At 52.7% G+C, this 15,837-nt stretch carries 18 protein-coding genes; 11 read left to right on the forward strand and 7 right to left on the reverse strand.

The features are described 5' to 3' along the window. The first annotated feature begins 13 nt into the window (after positions 1-13). From E2H98_RS08680 to E2H98_RS08695, 4 genes are all read left to right on the forward strand, one after another. Positions 14-1,531 (forward strand): parallel beta-helix domain-containing protein, encoded by a 1,518-nt coding sequence (locus E2H98_RS08680; RefSeq protein WP_133591391.1) that lies wholly within the window; start codon positions 14-16, stop codon positions 1,529-1,531. Positions 1,532-1,806: 275 nt separating this feature from the next. Next, positions 1,807-2,115: a CPCC family cysteine-rich protein gene (locus E2H98_RS08685; protein WP_198325306.1), complete on the forward strand. Its 309-nt coding sequence runs from the start codon at positions 1,807-1,809 to the stop codon at positions 2,113-2,115. A gap of 92 nt (positions 2,116-2,207) precedes the next feature. Then, entirely contained in the window at positions 2,208-3,122 is a 915-nt protein-coding gene (locus E2H98_RS08690) for a hypothetical protein (RefSeq protein WP_232475480.1), read from the forward strand. 248 nt (positions 3,123-3,370) lie between these two features. Further along, positions 3,371-4,048, forward strand: a complete 678-nt coding sequence (locus E2H98_RS08695) for a hypothetical protein (RefSeq protein ID WP_133591386.1) — start codon at positions 3,371-3,373, stop codon at positions 4,046-4,048. An 832-nt stretch (positions 4,049-4,880) separates the two neighbouring features. Here the strand turns inward: E2H98_RS08695 and E2H98_RS08700 are convergent. Then, entirely contained in the window at positions 4,881-5,540 is a 660-nt protein-coding gene (locus E2H98_RS08700; RefSeq protein ID WP_133591384.1) for a TetR/AcrR family transcriptional regulator, read from the reverse strand. 150 nt (positions 5,541-5,690) lie between these two features. On the opposite strand from E2H98_RS08700, the gene E2H98_RS08705 reads away from it, so the two are divergent. The 7 genes from E2H98_RS08705 (at position 5,691) to E2H98_RS08735 (ending at position 11,106) form a co-directional block, all read left to right on the forward strand. Beyond that, positions 5,691-6,344 (forward strand): TetR/AcrR family transcriptional regulator, encoded by a 654-nt coding sequence (locus tag E2H98_RS08705; protein WP_133591382.1) that lies wholly within the window; start codon positions 5,691-5,693, stop codon positions 6,342-6,344. Beyond that, the gene (locus E2H98_RS08710) at positions 6,344-7,285 is read left to right on the forward strand and encodes an HlyD family secretion protein (protein WP_133591380.1); all 942 of its coding nucleotides are present in this window, start codon (positions 6,344-6,346) and stop codon (positions 7,283-7,285) included. The genes E2H98_RS08705 and E2H98_RS08710 overlap by 1 nt, the downstream gene beginning before the upstream one ends. After that, on the forward strand, positions 7,282-8,208 hold the full coding sequence (locus E2H98_RS08715) for an ABC transporter ATP-binding protein (RefSeq protein ID WP_133591378.1): 927 nt from the start codon (positions 7,282-7,284) through the stop codon (positions 8,206-8,208). Before E2H98_RS08710 ends, E2H98_RS08715 begins: the two co-directional genes overlap by 4 nt. Next, on the forward strand, positions 8,205-9,341 hold the full coding sequence (locus E2H98_RS08720; RefSeq protein WP_198325273.1) for an ABC transporter permease: 1,137 nt from the start codon (positions 8,205-8,207) through the stop codon (positions 9,339-9,341). The genes E2H98_RS08715 and E2H98_RS08720 overlap by 4 nt, the downstream gene beginning before the upstream one ends. Positions 9,342-9,416: 75 nt before the next feature. Next, on the forward strand, positions 9,417-10,313 hold the full coding sequence (locus E2H98_RS08725) for an aldo/keto reductase (protein WP_133591376.1): 897 nt from the start codon (positions 9,417-9,419) through the stop codon (positions 10,311-10,313). Between the two features lie 41 nt (positions 10,314-10,354). Next, positions 10,355-10,873: a hypothetical protein gene (locus E2H98_RS08730; RefSeq protein ID WP_133591374.1), complete on the forward strand. Its 519-nt coding sequence runs from the start codon at positions 10,355-10,357 to the stop codon at positions 10,871-10,873. Further along, a complete protein-coding gene (locus tag E2H98_RS08735) occupies positions 10,873-11,106 on the forward strand; it encodes a hypothetical protein (RefSeq protein WP_133591372.1) in 234 nt (77 codons plus the stop codon). The genes E2H98_RS08730 and E2H98_RS08735 overlap by 1 nt, the downstream gene beginning before the upstream one ends. 71 nt (positions 11,107-11,177) lie before the next feature. Here the strand turns inward: E2H98_RS08735 and E2H98_RS08740 are convergent, their stop codons facing one another. The 6 genes from E2H98_RS08740 to E2H98_RS08765 all read right to left on the reverse strand — a co-directional run bounded on the left by E2H98_RS08740 (position 11,178) and on the right by E2H98_RS08765 (position 15,826). After that, entirely contained in the window at positions 11,178-12,269 is a 1,092-nt protein-coding gene (locus E2H98_RS08740; RefSeq protein WP_133591370.1) for a hypothetical protein, read from the reverse strand. Positions 12,270-12,289: 20 nt separating this feature from the next. Next, on the reverse strand, positions 12,290-12,832 hold the full coding sequence (locus E2H98_RS08745; protein WP_133591367.1) for a hypothetical protein: 543 nt from the start codon (positions 12,830-12,832) through the stop codon (positions 12,290-12,292). Between the two features lie 68 nt (positions 12,833-12,900). Continuing rightward, a complete protein-coding gene (locus tag E2H98_RS08750; RefSeq protein WP_133591365.1) occupies positions 12,901-13,635 on the reverse strand; it encodes a hypothetical protein in 735 nt (244 codons plus the stop codon). A 31-nt stretch (positions 13,636-13,666) separates the two neighbouring features. Continuing rightward, a complete protein-coding gene (locus E2H98_RS08755; protein ID WP_133591363.1) occupies positions 13,667-14,182 on the reverse strand; it encodes a hypothetical protein in 516 nt (171 codons plus the stop codon). Between the two features lie 110 nt (positions 14,183-14,292). After that, positions 14,293-14,829 carry a YaeQ family protein gene (locus tag E2H98_RS08760; RefSeq protein WP_133591361.1) on the reverse strand — a complete coding sequence of 179 codons (537 nt, stop codon included), beginning with the start codon at positions 14,827-14,829 and terminating at the stop codon, positions 14,293-14,295. A gap of 61 nt (positions 14,830-14,890) precedes the next feature. Next, positions 14,891-15,826, reverse strand: coding sequence for a LysR family transcriptional regulator (locus E2H98_RS08765; protein ID WP_133591359.1), 936 nt, complete (start codon positions 15,824-15,826; stop codon positions 14,891-14,893). Positions 15,827-15,837: the final 11 nt, after the last annotated feature.

The following is a 15,837-nucleotide window of genomic DNA, read 5'->3' on the forward strand; positions in this document are numbered from 1 at the left end:
CGGAGAATAGCCGATGAAAAAGTTTACCTATCTATTGCTGCTGATTGCGATTGCGTTCGGCGCTTACTGGGCCGGCGGCCACTTCAACAAGGCACGCACGGCACCGGATTTGTCGCGCTCCTCCGACATACTCGGCAGTCAGCAGCGCGGCGCCGTCGATAAAGCCGGATTGAGCACCGAGTATGCGACGGCAAAAACCATAGAAGTGCGCGCCGGACAAGTAATTCAAGATGCCGTCGCCGCCGCGCAACCCGGCGACACCGTGCTGGTCTATCCCGGCGTTTACAAAGAAACGATTTACATCGACAAAAACGACATCAGCCTGCTCGGTGTTATCGACAACGGCGAATGGCCCGTGCTCGAAGGCGAAGGCTTGCGTAATGATGCGATCTTGTATTCCGGCAACGGCGTACGCATCGAGAACTTCAAGATCACCCATTACAAAGGCAACGGCGTCATGGGTCAGGCCGGCAACAATTTCGTCATTCGCAATAACTGGGTAGTCGACACCGGCGTCTATGGCATTTTCCCTCAGTTCGGCAAGAATGGGTTGATTGAATACAACGTGCTGACCGGCATTGAAGACGCGGCGATTTATGTCGGCATGTCCGACAACATTCATGTCGCGCATAACGAAGTGTTCGGCAACGTCGCCGGCATTGAAATTGAAAACACCCGTCACGCGATTGTCGAGAACAATATGGTCTACGACAACACCGGCGGCATTCTAGCCTTCATCACGCCGGGCCTGCCGATCAAAACCGCTTACGACATCATCATTCGCGATAACTTTATCGTGAACAACAATCACAAAAATTTCGCCGCACCCGGTTCAATCGTCGGCGGCTTACCAAGCGGCACCGGCATGGTGATCATGGCCGCCGACGATGTCATCATCGAGAACAACGTCGTGCGCGGCAACAAGAACACCGGCATCATCATCACCGACCACGCCACGTTCGGTAATATCACGCTGGATCCGGAATCCGAACCGAATCCGGATCGGGTGCAGATTCTCGATAACCTGTTTATCGATAACGGCTACGAACCCATCGATGAGATCAAAGCCCTGAAGCTCGCGACACTGACCAGCGGCGCACCACAAATCGTCGCCGTCGGCGGCGGCAAAGACAGCTGCATACTCGACGCCCACAAATACCCAACCGTCGGTTTAAGCGCTTACAGCACCTGCACCCGCACCCATACCCGCGATACCGTCAGCTACCTGCTAGCCAAACCGGTCACCGACGAAGCGAAATCCCTGCTCGATAAAGGCGAGCTGACGTTCTACGCGGTCTGCGCCGGTTGTCATGCCCATAATGCCCGCATGATCGGCCCATCGGTCGTCGCAATCCAAGCCATTTACGGTGACGACGCCCAAGCCATTGCCGACTACGTCGCCAACCCGGAAAAAGTACGCGAGGACTACCCACCGATGCCGCCGCAAGCCCATCTGGATGCCGAAACCCGATTTGCCGCAGCTCGTTATATGTTGAAAGTGAAGGAAGCAGCGGCGCCAGCGGCTCATTAAGTCAAAGTCGCCATCGCTGTTAATTTCACAACTTACTGAGATTCGAAATGAGATGAGTGTTTCCCCGTTAGAACCCACACGGCTCTGGGCAAGCCACTCATCTCAATAGGAACTAAAGATTTGGGGTTGAGGTCCAGGGCATTACGCAAACACCCTTTACCAATCAAACACTTAATCTGATAATGTGGTGTTTCGGATACTGACGTATACGAATCCGTTGGTCCGTGTATTAGATGTTATAAGGCATATAGGCAATGCTCAGCTTTCTCCGAAATATGTTTCAGAAGAAACTTGAATGGTATTCACCTAAAGATCCAACGCCTCGCGTGAAGTGCCAATGCTGTGAGTACATTAGCCTTGCTGAAAGCGGCAACTACCTAATCTGTCCTGTTTGTTTCTGGGAGGATGAAGGGATGGGTTGGGAGCTTGATACGCCGTCAGGCGCTAATCATGGGTTAACTATTCGAGAAGGGCGGGCAAATTTTCTAAAGTTTGGAGCCTGTGAGCCTGAAATGGTTAAACATGTAGTGTCCACGGAGCAACGCAAATTATTTGAATACAGGCCAGACTCCAATGCCATATAACGCGGCGTTCAACGCGCTCCCTTCGGTCGCACGGATTGGCCTACTCTACGGCCAGCCGATTAGCTTTGCGCTAGAGCTTTCTTGAGGCATCCATGGCGGCCAAGATCACTCCCAGACTGATTGAGCTGACATACGAGGCCGCACTGAAGTCCTTCTGGCGGAAAGAAGCACTGCGCAAGTTTCTGCGCGCCTGTCACGTAGCCGAATCTCACATAGCAACTTGGTCCACTGACGAAAGCAAGCGCGACTTCCTAGACAGAACCTTCCACAAACTTCAAGCGTCTGATCGAGGGAAGGCTCTGGCCTACCAGATGGCAAAGAGCTTGTCTGAGCAAACTAGTTTCCCTGATCTGCGCAACTGGGAAGACTCCGCTCAGAAAATTACTGATGCAACAAAAGCCGTCTCGGAACTCAAGGCATACCTTAGGTCACAAGACGAGGAGATTCGCAGCGAGCGTGAGCGTGAAGAGGCGAAAGCGAGAGCTCGTGAAGAGCGGCAGCAGATCCAGCGGAGCCTTACAGACAAGAGCAATCTGCAACAACGTCTGGATGCGCTCCACCCGGCGGTCGGCACGCAGCAGGGTGGATACGACTTCCAGGATTGGTTCTATGACCTCCTAGACTTCTCCGAGATTCAGAATCGAAGACCGTACGTGAGCAATGGCCGACAGATTGATGGCTCACTCACGCTTGACGGCACAACCTATCTCGTAGAGCTTAAGTTCACAGCCGGCCAAGCCGCAGCTACCGACATTGATTCGTTGCGTACAAAAGTCGACGACAAAGCCGATAACACCATGGGCATTATGGTTTCGATTTCTGGCTACTCGAGTATCGCAGTCTCTGGAGCGTCCGGCCGCCAAACAAAGCTTATGCTATTGGACGCAATGCACCTGTACATGTTTCTGTCTGGATCCATCTCCTTCTCAGAGATCATTTCAAGAGTGCGCCGTCATGTCTCGCAAACAGGTGAGGCTTATCTACCTGCCGCCGACTTCAATGGGTGAAAGGTCTGACAATTCGTTCAAGCCGATGCCGGATTGGGCACTGCTCCTCTAGGCGTGATAATCCCGCGTAGGTACGATTGGCCGAAGGCGTAATCGTACGAATGTGTTTTGAAGTTGATGCAATTGTTTACTTGGTATCATATGGTTGGTGTGGTGTTCATGCGTACGATTGCGCTACGCCGATCGTACCTACGCGAGCTAAAGCGCCCCGATTACTTCAAGCTATAAAGGTGCAGAACAAGGTATACATGGATACTCAACAATTAACACAAAGAATTGATGAACTTATTGGGCTTGGCGATGAAGCATTAGCCACAGAGTGGTCAAAGAAAATTGCGGGAAGAACAAAGTGCTTTCTTGATTTGGAGGCATTCTACAACTTCCGGGCATCAAGCATATCATTCATCTTGAAGTTGTTTGGGTCAGAGCATCCATATTACAAAGATTTTTCACAATTAGTTGAATCAGCACAGCCAAGCTGCGTGAAACGTGGCAAAGGGTGTCTAAAAGCCATAAAGGGAGAGATCGAAAAGGGCTGGCTAAATACAGCCAAAGGTTTGATCTCAGCGGATATCTTTGGTGACTTCATTGAAATGGCGGAGCATCTTTTGGAAGAGGGTTACAAGGATGCTGCTGTAGTAATAACTGGTAGCACACTAGAGCAACATCTAAGAACATTGGCGGAAAAACATGGGATTGATCTTGAGGTAGAGAAAAACGGTAAGAAAATTCCAAAGAAGGCAGATGTAATTAACGCTGATCTGGTTAAAGCAAATGTTTACTCAAAGCTAGATCAAAAAAGCGTTACATACTGGCTTAGCATCAGAAATGATGCAGCTCATGGAAACTATGCCGCATATAACGCTGAACAAGCGCGGCTATTAATATCCGCTGTTACAGAGTTCATGGGGAGAGTGTCAGAGTGAGATCTGAGAAGGCGATCAGCCAGACCACTGGCCGACTACTTGGGCAATACTAAGTCGGTCAGTCTTATGAGTATTGATAACGTCAAGTGCGGTGAGTGTGGCTCAGTTTTGAATGAGTCGGCTAGCTTACCAGTACAAGAAAGAATGCCATGTCCCGCGTGTGGCTCGTTTAAACGTACATTTTCAGTTCACTTATCTGCCAGCATCTCCAGAAGTGTAGGCTTCCGAGCCAAAGGGAAAGAACTTGGACGCAAGAAGCCATTCGTCGAGTTAAGAGATGAGCCTGCCCCCAGTCACAAACTCGGGCGTAATGTGAAGCATGAACGCCTAATAGATCGTCGGAATAATCAATACATAGAAAAGGTCACCGATCCGCTGACAGGGGAGGTTCTCCATGAATGTAATGAGTCTTTAACAGACCATATTAATCACGGCTCAGCGAAGAAGAAATCATGAGTGATTATTCGCAAATATCTAAGGATCTTGAATCCCAGGGATTTGTTTGCAAGGAAATCTACTGGGGGTTAGGTCCCTCACTTCGAGTAAGCAAAAGGGAAAACCACTCCGAAGGCGACCTACAGATAATCCAAAACACGGTTTTCGTTGCGCCTGACACAACCGGTTGGTGTGTTATCGCGGATGGTGGGAATCAAATCAAGAACTCTGTTGCGTCATTGGACGAGGCGGCAAATCTTGCAGCCAGTTTTCTGAGTCAGAAACAAACATAGAATTTGAACCAGAACCGACCACTCGCTAGTCGCGGGCTAGCACCCGCAATGGATGATCGAGCTCCCAACGAGTAATAGCCTCCACTAACTGTGAGGCGCCGCGCTTAAATCAACACTGACAACAATCGCCTTAACACCACCACACAGTGCTCTTTCGATGCCGGCGTATCGCCAGCCAGAATGCGCTGATACTCCAAGTACAATACCGTGCTGTAAACCAATTCAGCGTCGGCTTCTGGTGAAGGGCTGCCGATCATTTCCAGCAAGGCTTTGGCGGGTTTTAATGTTGAGGCTTGGGATTTGGTTTGCGCGTCGCGAATGGCTTCATGATGCAAGGCTTCCAGCCGGAAGCTGTTTTCAATCAGGCGACGTTCGCGGTTTTTCACTTGCTGGTCGATATGATTCAGCAGCGTGATCAGCACGGTGTTGCGCAGCAATTCGCGGTCGTTCAATGACTGACTGCCATCGCTGAAGCGGGCCAATGCGGCCGCTACAGCCTGGGTCATATGGCCGGTTTCCTGCGCTCCCTTTTCGGCAAAGTCGTAGAACGCTTCCGAGATCAGTTCGAGGATGTCTTTGAAGTAATAAGTGGTCGCCGACAATGGCACCCCGGATTCTTTCGCCACGGCCCGATGACGCACCGCGCGCACGCCATCGCGAGCGATGATCCGCAAAGTTGCCGCCAGAATCTGTTCACGACGGGCCTTACCATCGACTCGTTTCGGTTGGCGACCACGCGGTCGCGGCGGACGGGCTTCACTCATGGTTCTTGCGGTTCAGCAGACAGACAACGGCGGTCAGTGTGCCAGTTTTCATTGGCTTGTACAGGGATTCCGGCCGGGCTGGTCGGGGCTTGTCAAATCCGTGATTCTGCGCTTAACTATACTGACTGGTCAGTTATTTAAGTAAGTGAAATGCCTAGAGCCCGCAGCCCCGAAGCCAAGGACGAACGCCGCGCCGTGCTGTTGCAGGCGGCGCTTGATGAGTTCTTCGAGCGTGGTTTCACGGCGGCGCGCATGGACGATATCGCCCGCCGGGCCGGCGTCTCCAAGGGCGCGCTGTACCTCTATTTCGATTCCAAGGAGCAGATGTTTTCGGCGCTGATCGATACCGTCGCATTACCCAACCTGGCCCTGATTGAGCAAAAGCTGGCGCAGGCGGCATCGGCGCGCGAGGCGCTGTTTGGCTTGCTGGCGATGTTGCCGAAGGTGTTGCAGCGCAGTTCCTTGCCGCGCCTGGCGAAAATCCTGATTGGCGATGCCAATCATTTTCCGGACATGGTGCGCGCTTATCGCGAGCGGATGATTGAGCGCGGACTGAAGGCGCTGACCGGGTTGGTCGAGCGCGGCAACACCAATGGCGAATGGCAAGTGGCCAATCCGGCGCTGACCGCGCGCCTGATCATGGCGCCCGCACTGTTTGCCGGTATCTGGCAGGTGGTGTTTCAACGGCCCGATGAAAAGCCGCTCGACGTTGACGCCTTGTTTGCCCAGCACGCTGAACTATTGGCGCGGGCATTGGGCGTTGAACGCCCCGAGACACAAAAACCTGCGCGGGAGAAACGCTGATGCGCCAAATGATTTTGTCGTTTGTCATGGCGACGATGGTTGCCTGCGCGCCGGATGAGCCATCACGTCAGGTAACCGGTTACAGCGAAGTGGAATGGGTGTATGTCGCGGCGCCCGGCAATGGTTGGTTAACCGAAATGGCCGTGCAACCCGGACAACGCGTCAACAGCGGCGATTTGCTGTTCCGGCTCGATGATGAGCTGCAACAGGCGCAAGTGCAGCAAAGTGAAAAACGCGTTGAACAAGCGCGCGCCAAAGTCAGCGATTTGTCGCTCGGCGCACGACAACAGGAAATCGATACGCTGCGCGCGCAGAAGCGCGAAGCACAAGCAGCACTGACGCTGGCTGCGGCCGAAAAGGATCGCTGGCTGGCCTTGGTGGAACAGCGCATTGCCTCGCGCTCGCAAGGCGACAAGGCCGAACAGGAATGGCAGATGGCGAAAGCCAAACTCGCCAATATCGAAGCGCAAATCAAAGTCGCCGAACTTGCTGCACGGCGCAACGTGCTCGATGCCGCCGAAGCTGAGCGCGCGGCCGTTGAAGCGGAAAAACGACAAGCCGATTGGCAGCTTGGTCAACGCATCGTTGAGAGCAAACGTGCCGGACGTATTGAAGAACTGATTCATCATCAAGGTGAATGGGTCAATGCCGGTGCGCCGGTACTGGCGTTGTTGCCGGATGATGGCTTCAAGATTACGTTCTTTGTGCCGGAGCAATTACTCGCCGATGTGGCGCCGGGAAAAGTCGTTCAAGTCAGTTGGTCCGGGCAGGAAAAAGCCCAGCCAGCAGAAATTCGCTTTGTTGCCAATGAAGCGGAATACACGCCGCCGATTATTTTCAGCAACGAATCGCGCAGCAAGCTGGTGTTTCGTGTTGAAGCAAAACTGCAGAGCGAGCAACGACCAGCCGTAGGTCAGCCAGTGGATGTGCTGTTGCCATGAGCGATTACGCCATTGACGTCAAACACCTGAAAAAGCATTTCGGCAAAACGGTGGCCGTCGATGACGTGTCGATTCAAATGCCGAAAGGCAAGGTTTGGGGATTTCTGGGTCCGAACGGTTCCGGCAAAACAACAACCATTCGAATGATCTGCGGCCTGCTGAAACCCACCGATGGCGAAGGCACCGCGCTCGATTTGGACATCATTGAGCAAGCCAGCGAAATCAAACGCCGCACCGGTTACATGACTCAGCGCTTTTCGTTCTGGACCGATATGAGTATTCGCGAGAATCTGGAATTTGTTGCCCGACTCTATCAATTACCAAACCGAAAAGCCCTGGTCGATGAAACCATTGCGCAACTGGGCTTGAGTGATCGCCAGCAACAATTGGCTGGCGCCTTGTCCGGTGGCTGGAAGCAGCGCCTGGCACTGGCAGCAGTGACGATGCACCAACCGGATTTGCTATTGCTTGATGAGCCGACAGCCGGTGTCGACCCGCAAGCCAGGCGCGATTTTTGGGACGAGATTCATCGGCTGACCAACAACGGCGTCACGGTGTTGGTGTCGACCCATTACATGGATGAAGCGGAGCGCTGCGACAAGATTGTCTATCTGGCCAATGGCAAACTGATTACTCAGGGCCGGGTGCAGGAAATTATCGAGAAATCCGGCTTGATTACCTTTCGCGCCCGCGGCGACGCTGTGCGTGATTTGGCGCCAAAATTTCAGCAGCAGGACGGTGTTGAACACGCCGCTTACTTTGGCGCCGCGCTGCATGTCAGCGGCACCGACGCCGACAAGCTGAAACAAACCATTGAACGCATCGCACCGGATGCTGAATTCAAGCAAGTGGAAACCAGCTTGGAAGATACCTTTATCGCGTTGATGCGTCGTGCCGGCCAGGATTTACGGGTGCATCAATGAAGCGTCTGCGAGCAAGCCTGGCGCGCATCGGCGCCATCATGATCAAAGAGCTTATTCAGATGAAGCGCGATCGCTTGACGTTCGCGATGATTCTGCTGATTCCTCTTGTCGAGCTTGTGTTGTTCGGTTATGCGATCAATATGGACCCGAAATTCCTGCCGACGGCCGTGCATCTGGAAGAACAAACACCGATTGTGCGTTCGCTGCTGAAAGGCATGGAGAATTCACGATACTTTGATTTTGTCGAACACAGTGACGATCCGCGAATCAGTCAGAGTTTGCTGGCGCGCGGCGAAGTCTCGTTTGTCGTGTCGATTCCAGCCGGCTTTACCGAACGGCTGTTGCGCGGCGAACGCCCTGCATTATTGGTTGAGGCCGACGCCACCGACCCGGTCGCTGCTGCCGGTGCGTTGTCGCATCTGCCTGGCATCATCGAGCGCGTGTTGCAACATGAATTGAAATCGTTGCCCGGCTTCTCCGCACAAACCTCGCCGGTGGATTTGACCATACACCGCTACTACAACCCGGAAGGGATTACCCAGTACAACATTGTGCCGGGTCTGCTCGGCGTCATTCTGACAATGACGATGGTGATGATTACTTCGATGGCGATGACTCGCGAAACCGAGCGCGGCACGATGGAGAATTTGCTGTCGATGCCGTCAAAACCGCTGGAAGTCATGATTGGCAAAATCACCCCATATATTGGTGTCGGTGCCATTCAAACGCTGGTCATTCTGGTCACGGCGCATTTTCTGTTCTCGGTGCCGTTTGTTGGTTCCATGGCCTTGCTGATCGCTGGACTTACCTTATTCATCCTGGCCAACCTCGCTTTGGGATTTACCTTTTCAACGCTGGCGAAATCGCAGATGCAGGCGATGCAGCTGACGTTCTTTTTCTTTTTACCGTCAATCCTGCTATCCGGATTCATGTTTCCGTTTCGCGGCATGCCAGTTTGGGCGCAATGGCTCGGCGAAGTACTACCGCTAACCCATTTTCTCCGTATCGTTCGCGGCGTCATGTTGAAGGACAGCAGCTTCATGGAACTCGGTGTCGATTTTCTGGCCTTGATTGGCTTTCTGCTGGCCATTGGCCTCATTGCCATCGGTCGCTATCGCGATACGCTAGATTAACCATATCGACGATAGCTGCCGCCAGACGCTTGCGGTAGTTATACTGGCGCTCTGCTCATCCGATTTTTGCCCGCCATGAAACCGATTTCGCTGTCCAATCAACTGTCCGTGTCACGCCTGGTTTATGGCTGGTGGCGTTTGATGAGTTGGAACCTCAGCACAACCGATATTGTCCGGCGTATCGAGGACTGTCTGGAGCTTGGCGTAACCACCCATGATCACGCCGATATCTATGGCGATTACCAGTGCGAGGCGACATTTGGTGCGGCGTTGAAACAGGCGCCGCAGCTGCGCGAGAGAATCCAGCTGATCAGCAAATGCGGCATCAAGCTGGTTAGCGCGTCGCGCCCTGAACATGCGCGCAAAGCCTATGACACCAGCTCCCGCCATATTCAGCAATCAGTTGAGCAATCACTGAAAAACTTTCATACCGATTATCTCGACCTGCTGTTGATCCATCGACCCGACCCGATCATGAATGTCGATGAAATCGCCAGCGCCTTCAACCGCTTGCAGAAAAGCGGCAAAGTGCGCGAATTCGGCGTCAGCAATTTCACGACCAGTCAGTTCGCGATGTTGCAGAGTCGACTCGATTACCCCTTGGTGACCAATCAACTGGAAATCTCGGTGCTCTGTCACGATGCCTTTCATAACGGCACGCTCGACCAGGCCCAGCAACTGCGTCGTCCGCCGATGGCCTGGTCGCCGCTCGCTGGCGGCAAGCTGTTTACTGAGCTTTCCTCACGTACCGAACCGGTTCGCGATTGCTTGCTGAAAATGGCAGCGCAATACCATTGCAGCGAAGATCAGATTGCCTACGCTTGGTTACTGCGTCATCCCGCGCAGATTATTCCTGTTGTTGGTAGTCAGAGCCTGCATCGTTTGAAGCAAGCCGTAGACAGCACGCAAATTAAGCTCAGCGATAATGATTGGTATACGGTTTGGGAATCGGCGGGTGGCAAGTTGCCGTAGCCCTATTTTTCATGGACTTTGATACAGAAGGGTGATTTGGTATGGAAGAATCCCGATTTGAGTACTGCCGCTATATTTATGACCGAGAGTTTGAGTTAAAACAGCGACTCGAGAATAAGGCATCTGCTGTTTTCGCAATACCAAGTGCCATCATTAGTGCAACATTTCTGAATATTGATTTGATGACAGGAATTTCTCATCTTATTAAAGAGGCTCAGCCCTTCGTACTTATCGCACTTGTTTTCTTCATTGTTCTGTTTTCTGTATCCACGTTTACATCAGTTTTTTTCTCATTGGCGTCCATCCTCATTCAAGATTATGCCAAAGAGTACCCAGAAAAAATTCATGACTATTTATTCAATCCAAAGTCATCGCACTATTCGGACTCGACAGCATTTTTTAGGGAAGTGTCGGCGAGACTGGCAATGGCGACTCAACATAACTCCTTGGTCAACAAAAGGAAGGCGAAGAAACTTTCTGTTTCTGCGTGGTCGCTCGTTTCAATGCTGCTATCCTTAGCGATTTTCTTAGTCATTTACATACTGGCAGGAGCTTACTGATGGATACTTCAATAAATGAAACTCATTTTCAATGGATTATTGATAATCTTGAGAAGACTTCCGTAGGGCAAGTCATGAAGAAGCTACAGTATGACATGGGCATTGATCTTCGGGGAGGTAGTATTGAGACGGAGATTGAAGAAAGGATAGGAAGGAAATTAACTGAAGAAGAGATGTACAAAGTAAGACCGATAGTTTTTAAAATTAATGACACCTTATACGGCGAAGAGTAGTAATTATCAATTTGGGGCGAGACGAGGTGCGAAAGCAAAATTTTTGCATCTCGTCTAGACCCCAGGCTTGGTTAATAATCCAACTGATATCCCAATTCCCAAAGCTGGTCTTCTTCGCGGTCAAACGGCAGCTTGCCGGTGGCATAGGTCAAACGCCAACCGCTGTCCATTTCCAATGAATAGAAGATGGCTTTATGGGTATCCATATCGGCCGCTTCGATGGCAGTTGGCGGATCCAGTTCTCTGAAGTAACGCAGCGACGCGGAAAAATTGACACGCTTTTCGCTGAACGTTCCCACCGCTGTTGAAAAGCCCAACTCGATATTGAGCCGATCGTGATCTTCGGAACTGGCGCCCAACACTTCTTGACGCAGCGTATCCTTATCCGGCGAAACGCGTTCCAGATTCAGCAACAGACTCGGCATCGATTGGCGGATGGGCCGTGGGTCGTCACCGGTAGCTTTGCGGATCATTCGGAATGGCCAATCCAACGGATTGAATTTCAATACTGCACTGTCCCGGTCCGGCCACCAGGAAACGTGTGCGGTGGCTCCATAGGTGTAATTGACGTTTTCGCGCCGCTGATCCGATTCATAACTTGCCGTTAAGCCAGCGTCGACAAAGAGCGAACCCAATGTCACCTGACAACGACCAGCCGCGATGTCTTCCGGCTTCAAGCACAAGCTGCGATCGACAAACTGTTTGTCTTCCCGATACCACTGATAAAGTCCATCGACTTTGGCTTTGATAAAGTCTTTACGCGGCGTGTCTTGGTCGAACGCGTAAGTACCATTGGCGTGAAAGTCCAGATGGTATTTGTGAAAGCGGGTAATGCCATCTTGCTTGTCCACACCGGCCTCGCCTTCACTGTTCAGCGAACCGGTATCCCAGAGGGAATATTGCAAATCGTAAGTTACCCCCAATCCACCACTTAAGCCGTTGTTGTTTTCGCTATCACTTTCCGGTTGCAGGTAAACCAAATGGAAAAGAAAACAACTGGTGTCGGTCTGACTGGCATCGGCTGCTTGTTGTTGGGCGGGGCAAAGTGAAGACTCAGTTTCCGCGTTTGCTTCATTTTCCTCTTCCGCTTGCGTAGGCATGGCAAAAGACAGCAACGCCAAACAAAAGCCCACAACGGGTACCATTGGGTGTTTTGATCGCATGATGAGTTTCCTGTCAGTAGTTAATTGTTTTTCTTTTTGCTGGCTGCTTTCTTTTTCGGTTTCGACGCTTCTGCCGCCACCGTTTTTGCCGATTTGGCTTTCTTCGGGTTGGCTTGCGCCGGCTGGTCGCTCACTATCGCTTCGCGTATTGCGCGGCTGGCACTGGCAAAGGTTTCGGCCTCGGCTTCTTTTGGAAACTGGAAAATCTCATCGATAAGATTGGCCAGGTCCAAACAAGTGGCGTCTTTCTTGGCCAGCAACAGACCAACGGTTTTGCCGATGTCACCGAGTGTGCGGTTGATCCAGTCTTCGTGTGGCACCGCTTCCCAAGGGTCTTGTGCCCATCCGCAAATTTCCAGCGCCAGATGGGTCAGCGAATGCGCAGCGGCAGTTGGCGAACTGGTGCTTGGATAGCCGGACAGTTTGCTGATTAGCTGACTGCCCATGCCATCCTCGCCTTCAAAGCCGCGACGGGAATAGCCAAAATTATAGAGATAGCCGAATACGCATTCGTGTGCGGAATTGCCGGGGGTGAATCCTTTGCTGCCTGCTGCCTTTGCCATGTTGTTACTCCTTTTCCATTTGTTTATTGCGGGTATAGCACAACACTGAATTTTTCGATCTGATGACATCAATCGCGACGCACGACTTTCAGCCAGACAAACCATCCACCACTACGGGCGTGCGAGAACTCCACCTCCAGCACTTCGACACGCTGTCCAACTTTGACCACCGACTGTACCGGCGCTGATGCTCTGGCGTTTGAAGCACCATCGGCTCGCAAATAGACATCATCGCGTATCGTCACCACCTGACCGGCTTCGATCGGCAGTTCCGTTTTGGTTATCGTGGTGGGCGAGCCGGCAAGCCATGAGGATTTTTCCTCGTTGATTTTGCCGACGTAGATCCAGCCGGTTTCTTCCAACAATTGCGGTGCAAACTGGGTGGTGAGTTGTTGTTGCACGACAAGGCTGCGTTTGATCGCCTGATCCGCACTGGCCAACTCCGAGCGGGAGTCCTTGGCTACCGAGTTGATTGCGCTCAATTCGCGCTGCACACCAGGGTCATTAACCTGTTTTTCGAGTTCATTGATCCGCTCGATCAATTGGTCGTAGTTTTCGGTTGCCTGCTCGATGGTTTGGCCGGCGGTTCTGGTGGTTTCGGCGGCCGACTGAATCTGCGCCTGCCATTCAAAGCCCGCGATATTGCCTTTGGTAAAGCCAGCGGCCGTCAACCTTTCATTGATGATGCCCGGCGCGAATAACAGCAACATGAAAATTAGAAAGATAACGGTGTCGCGCAAGATGGCAACCAGATCTTTCATCATTGCGCTGAACTGGGCAACTGCACTTTTGTTTTCCGCCATGAATCGCCTCCTTTGCGAAGTGATAAGTCGCTCAATCCTGAATCAATAGCTTGAGTTGATTTTTCACCTGCAGGACTTCGTCAGGCCAGCTGATCGGGTCAATCAGGTTGGCATGACCACCTTGCGACAGTGTCGTATAGCTTTGCAGCAATGCACCCAAAGCCTGAATTTTTGCCGCACGCAGAGCCGTGTTGGCATGTTCGGTTTGTGCTTGCGTTTGCCGGGCGAATTCGGCGCGGGTTTCCTTGAGTTCGTGACGTTGCAGACATAGTTCTTTGCGCTGCAAGTTCAATGCAAAAAATAGCGCCGCAAAAGCCAGGCCGGAAAACAGGGTATTGGCCGCTCCAAACATGTCGCCAAATTGGCCGCGCTCTGCCCAACCATCGACCAGGTTCCAAACGAACACCACGTAAGCCAGTAGCACAAAAGCGACCAACGCGATAAAAAAGAGAAACGGTTTTAACGGTTCTTGCTCAGGGCCTTGTTCAAGGCTTTGGCTGGCGCTGAGGCGAGATGCTGCGGTGGATGCAGCGGATTGGCTTGCCATACCCCTTACTCCTTCGGATGAAGGCGCACCGGTACAGCAATAAGGGCGCGCAAGTCGTTTGCACGATGGCGTACAACTTAGACCAACTTTGCTCGCCGGTAAATAGCGGCTTAAGGTTGCTCGCCCAGGCTTAACGTAACGCTATGCTGCGGGCCGCTGAAACTGACTTGGCCGTCCTGAATCAGGCATTGCAAATCCATCGTGCGCTCGGCGAGTTGGCCCAATGCTTCGACGCTGTCGCTGTCCAGGTGGTGAACGGTCAGGTTATCGAAGCGTTTGATCACCTCCTGCATCTGCTGCCACCAGACGGCGGCACTGCGCGATTGATAGGTGTAAACGACAACCTGCTTGGCGCGGCCGCAGGCTTTGCGCAGGCGCTTTTCGTCTGGATTGCCGAGATCAATCCATAACTCGATTTCATCGGACAATGACCTCTGCCAAAGATCTGGCTCATCTTCAGTGCTGATGCCCTTGCCAAACTGCAACGATTCGCTGGCGTGCAAGGCAAACGCCAATACCCGCAGCATCATCCGCTCATCGGTTTCTGATGGATGGCGGGCGATGGTCAACGCATGGCCTTGATAGTAATGCCGATCCATATCAGAAATTTGCAGATCGGCTTTGTAGATGGTGGCTTTCAGCGCCATACCCGTTACCCGTTGTGGAAAAGTCGCGCAGTGTAACCGAAAGCTTACCGTGATTTTTCGTTCAACAATGGCACTGACTATTGTTCAGCACTTCATCCCAGTACGGCTTTTCCCCGAACACCTCGCGGAAGTAATCAATCGCCGCTTTCACTTTCGACGGCAGGTGTTTGCGATGCGGATACAGCGTGTAGATGCTTTCTGGTTTGTGGGTGAAATCATCGAGCAAGCATTTCAAGCGGCCGGAAGCCAAGTCATCACCAACGCAGAAACTTGGCATTCTGGCAATGCCCTGCCCGGCCAGCACGCTTTCGCGCAAACCGAGCAGGCAGTTGATTTTGAACGGCCCCTGCACATACACCGACTCGCTGCCGTTCGGGCCGATAAATTCCCAATGCGAATCCTGCGAGCAATTGCCTTTCAGGCAAGCGTGCTTTACCAAGTCGCTTGGGGTTTGCGGCGCGCCGTGTTTTTCCAGGTAAGCCGGGCTGGCGACAATGACGTTGCGCGAGGTGGTCAGCCGGCGCGCGACAAACGAGGAATCGCTCGGCTCGCCTACATCGATCACCAGATCGAAACCGCCGCCAACCAAATCGATTTTGCCGTCGACCAGTTCCAGCTCGACATCGACATCCGGGTAGCGGCGCTGAAATTCCGGCAGCACCCGCGTCACTTGCGCGAGGCCAAACGACATCGGTGAAGCCAGCTTCAGCATGCCGCGCGGCGCCGCCTGCAACTGCCCGAGGTGCTGTTCGGCTTCATCCGCCTGGGCCACGACCTGACGGCAGTAAACGTGGAAGGTTACGCCAGCCTCGGTCGGCGTCAGCTTGCGCGTGGTGCGGTTCAGCAAGCGCACACCGAGATGGCCCTCAAGCCGCGCTACGGCCTTGCTGACCGCGGCTTTCGACAGGCTCAAATCCCTGGCCGCGCTGGAAAACCCGGCGCTTTCGACAACGCGGGCAAAGATGGCCATATCCGATAAACGTTCAGTCAACGACATGTCGGCAACTC

Origin of the sequence: Permianibacter aggregans (assembly GCF_009756665.1) — a bacterium.
GTDB lineage: Bacteria > Pseudomonadota > Gammaproteobacteria > Enterobacterales > Permianibacteraceae > Permianibacter > Permianibacter aggregans.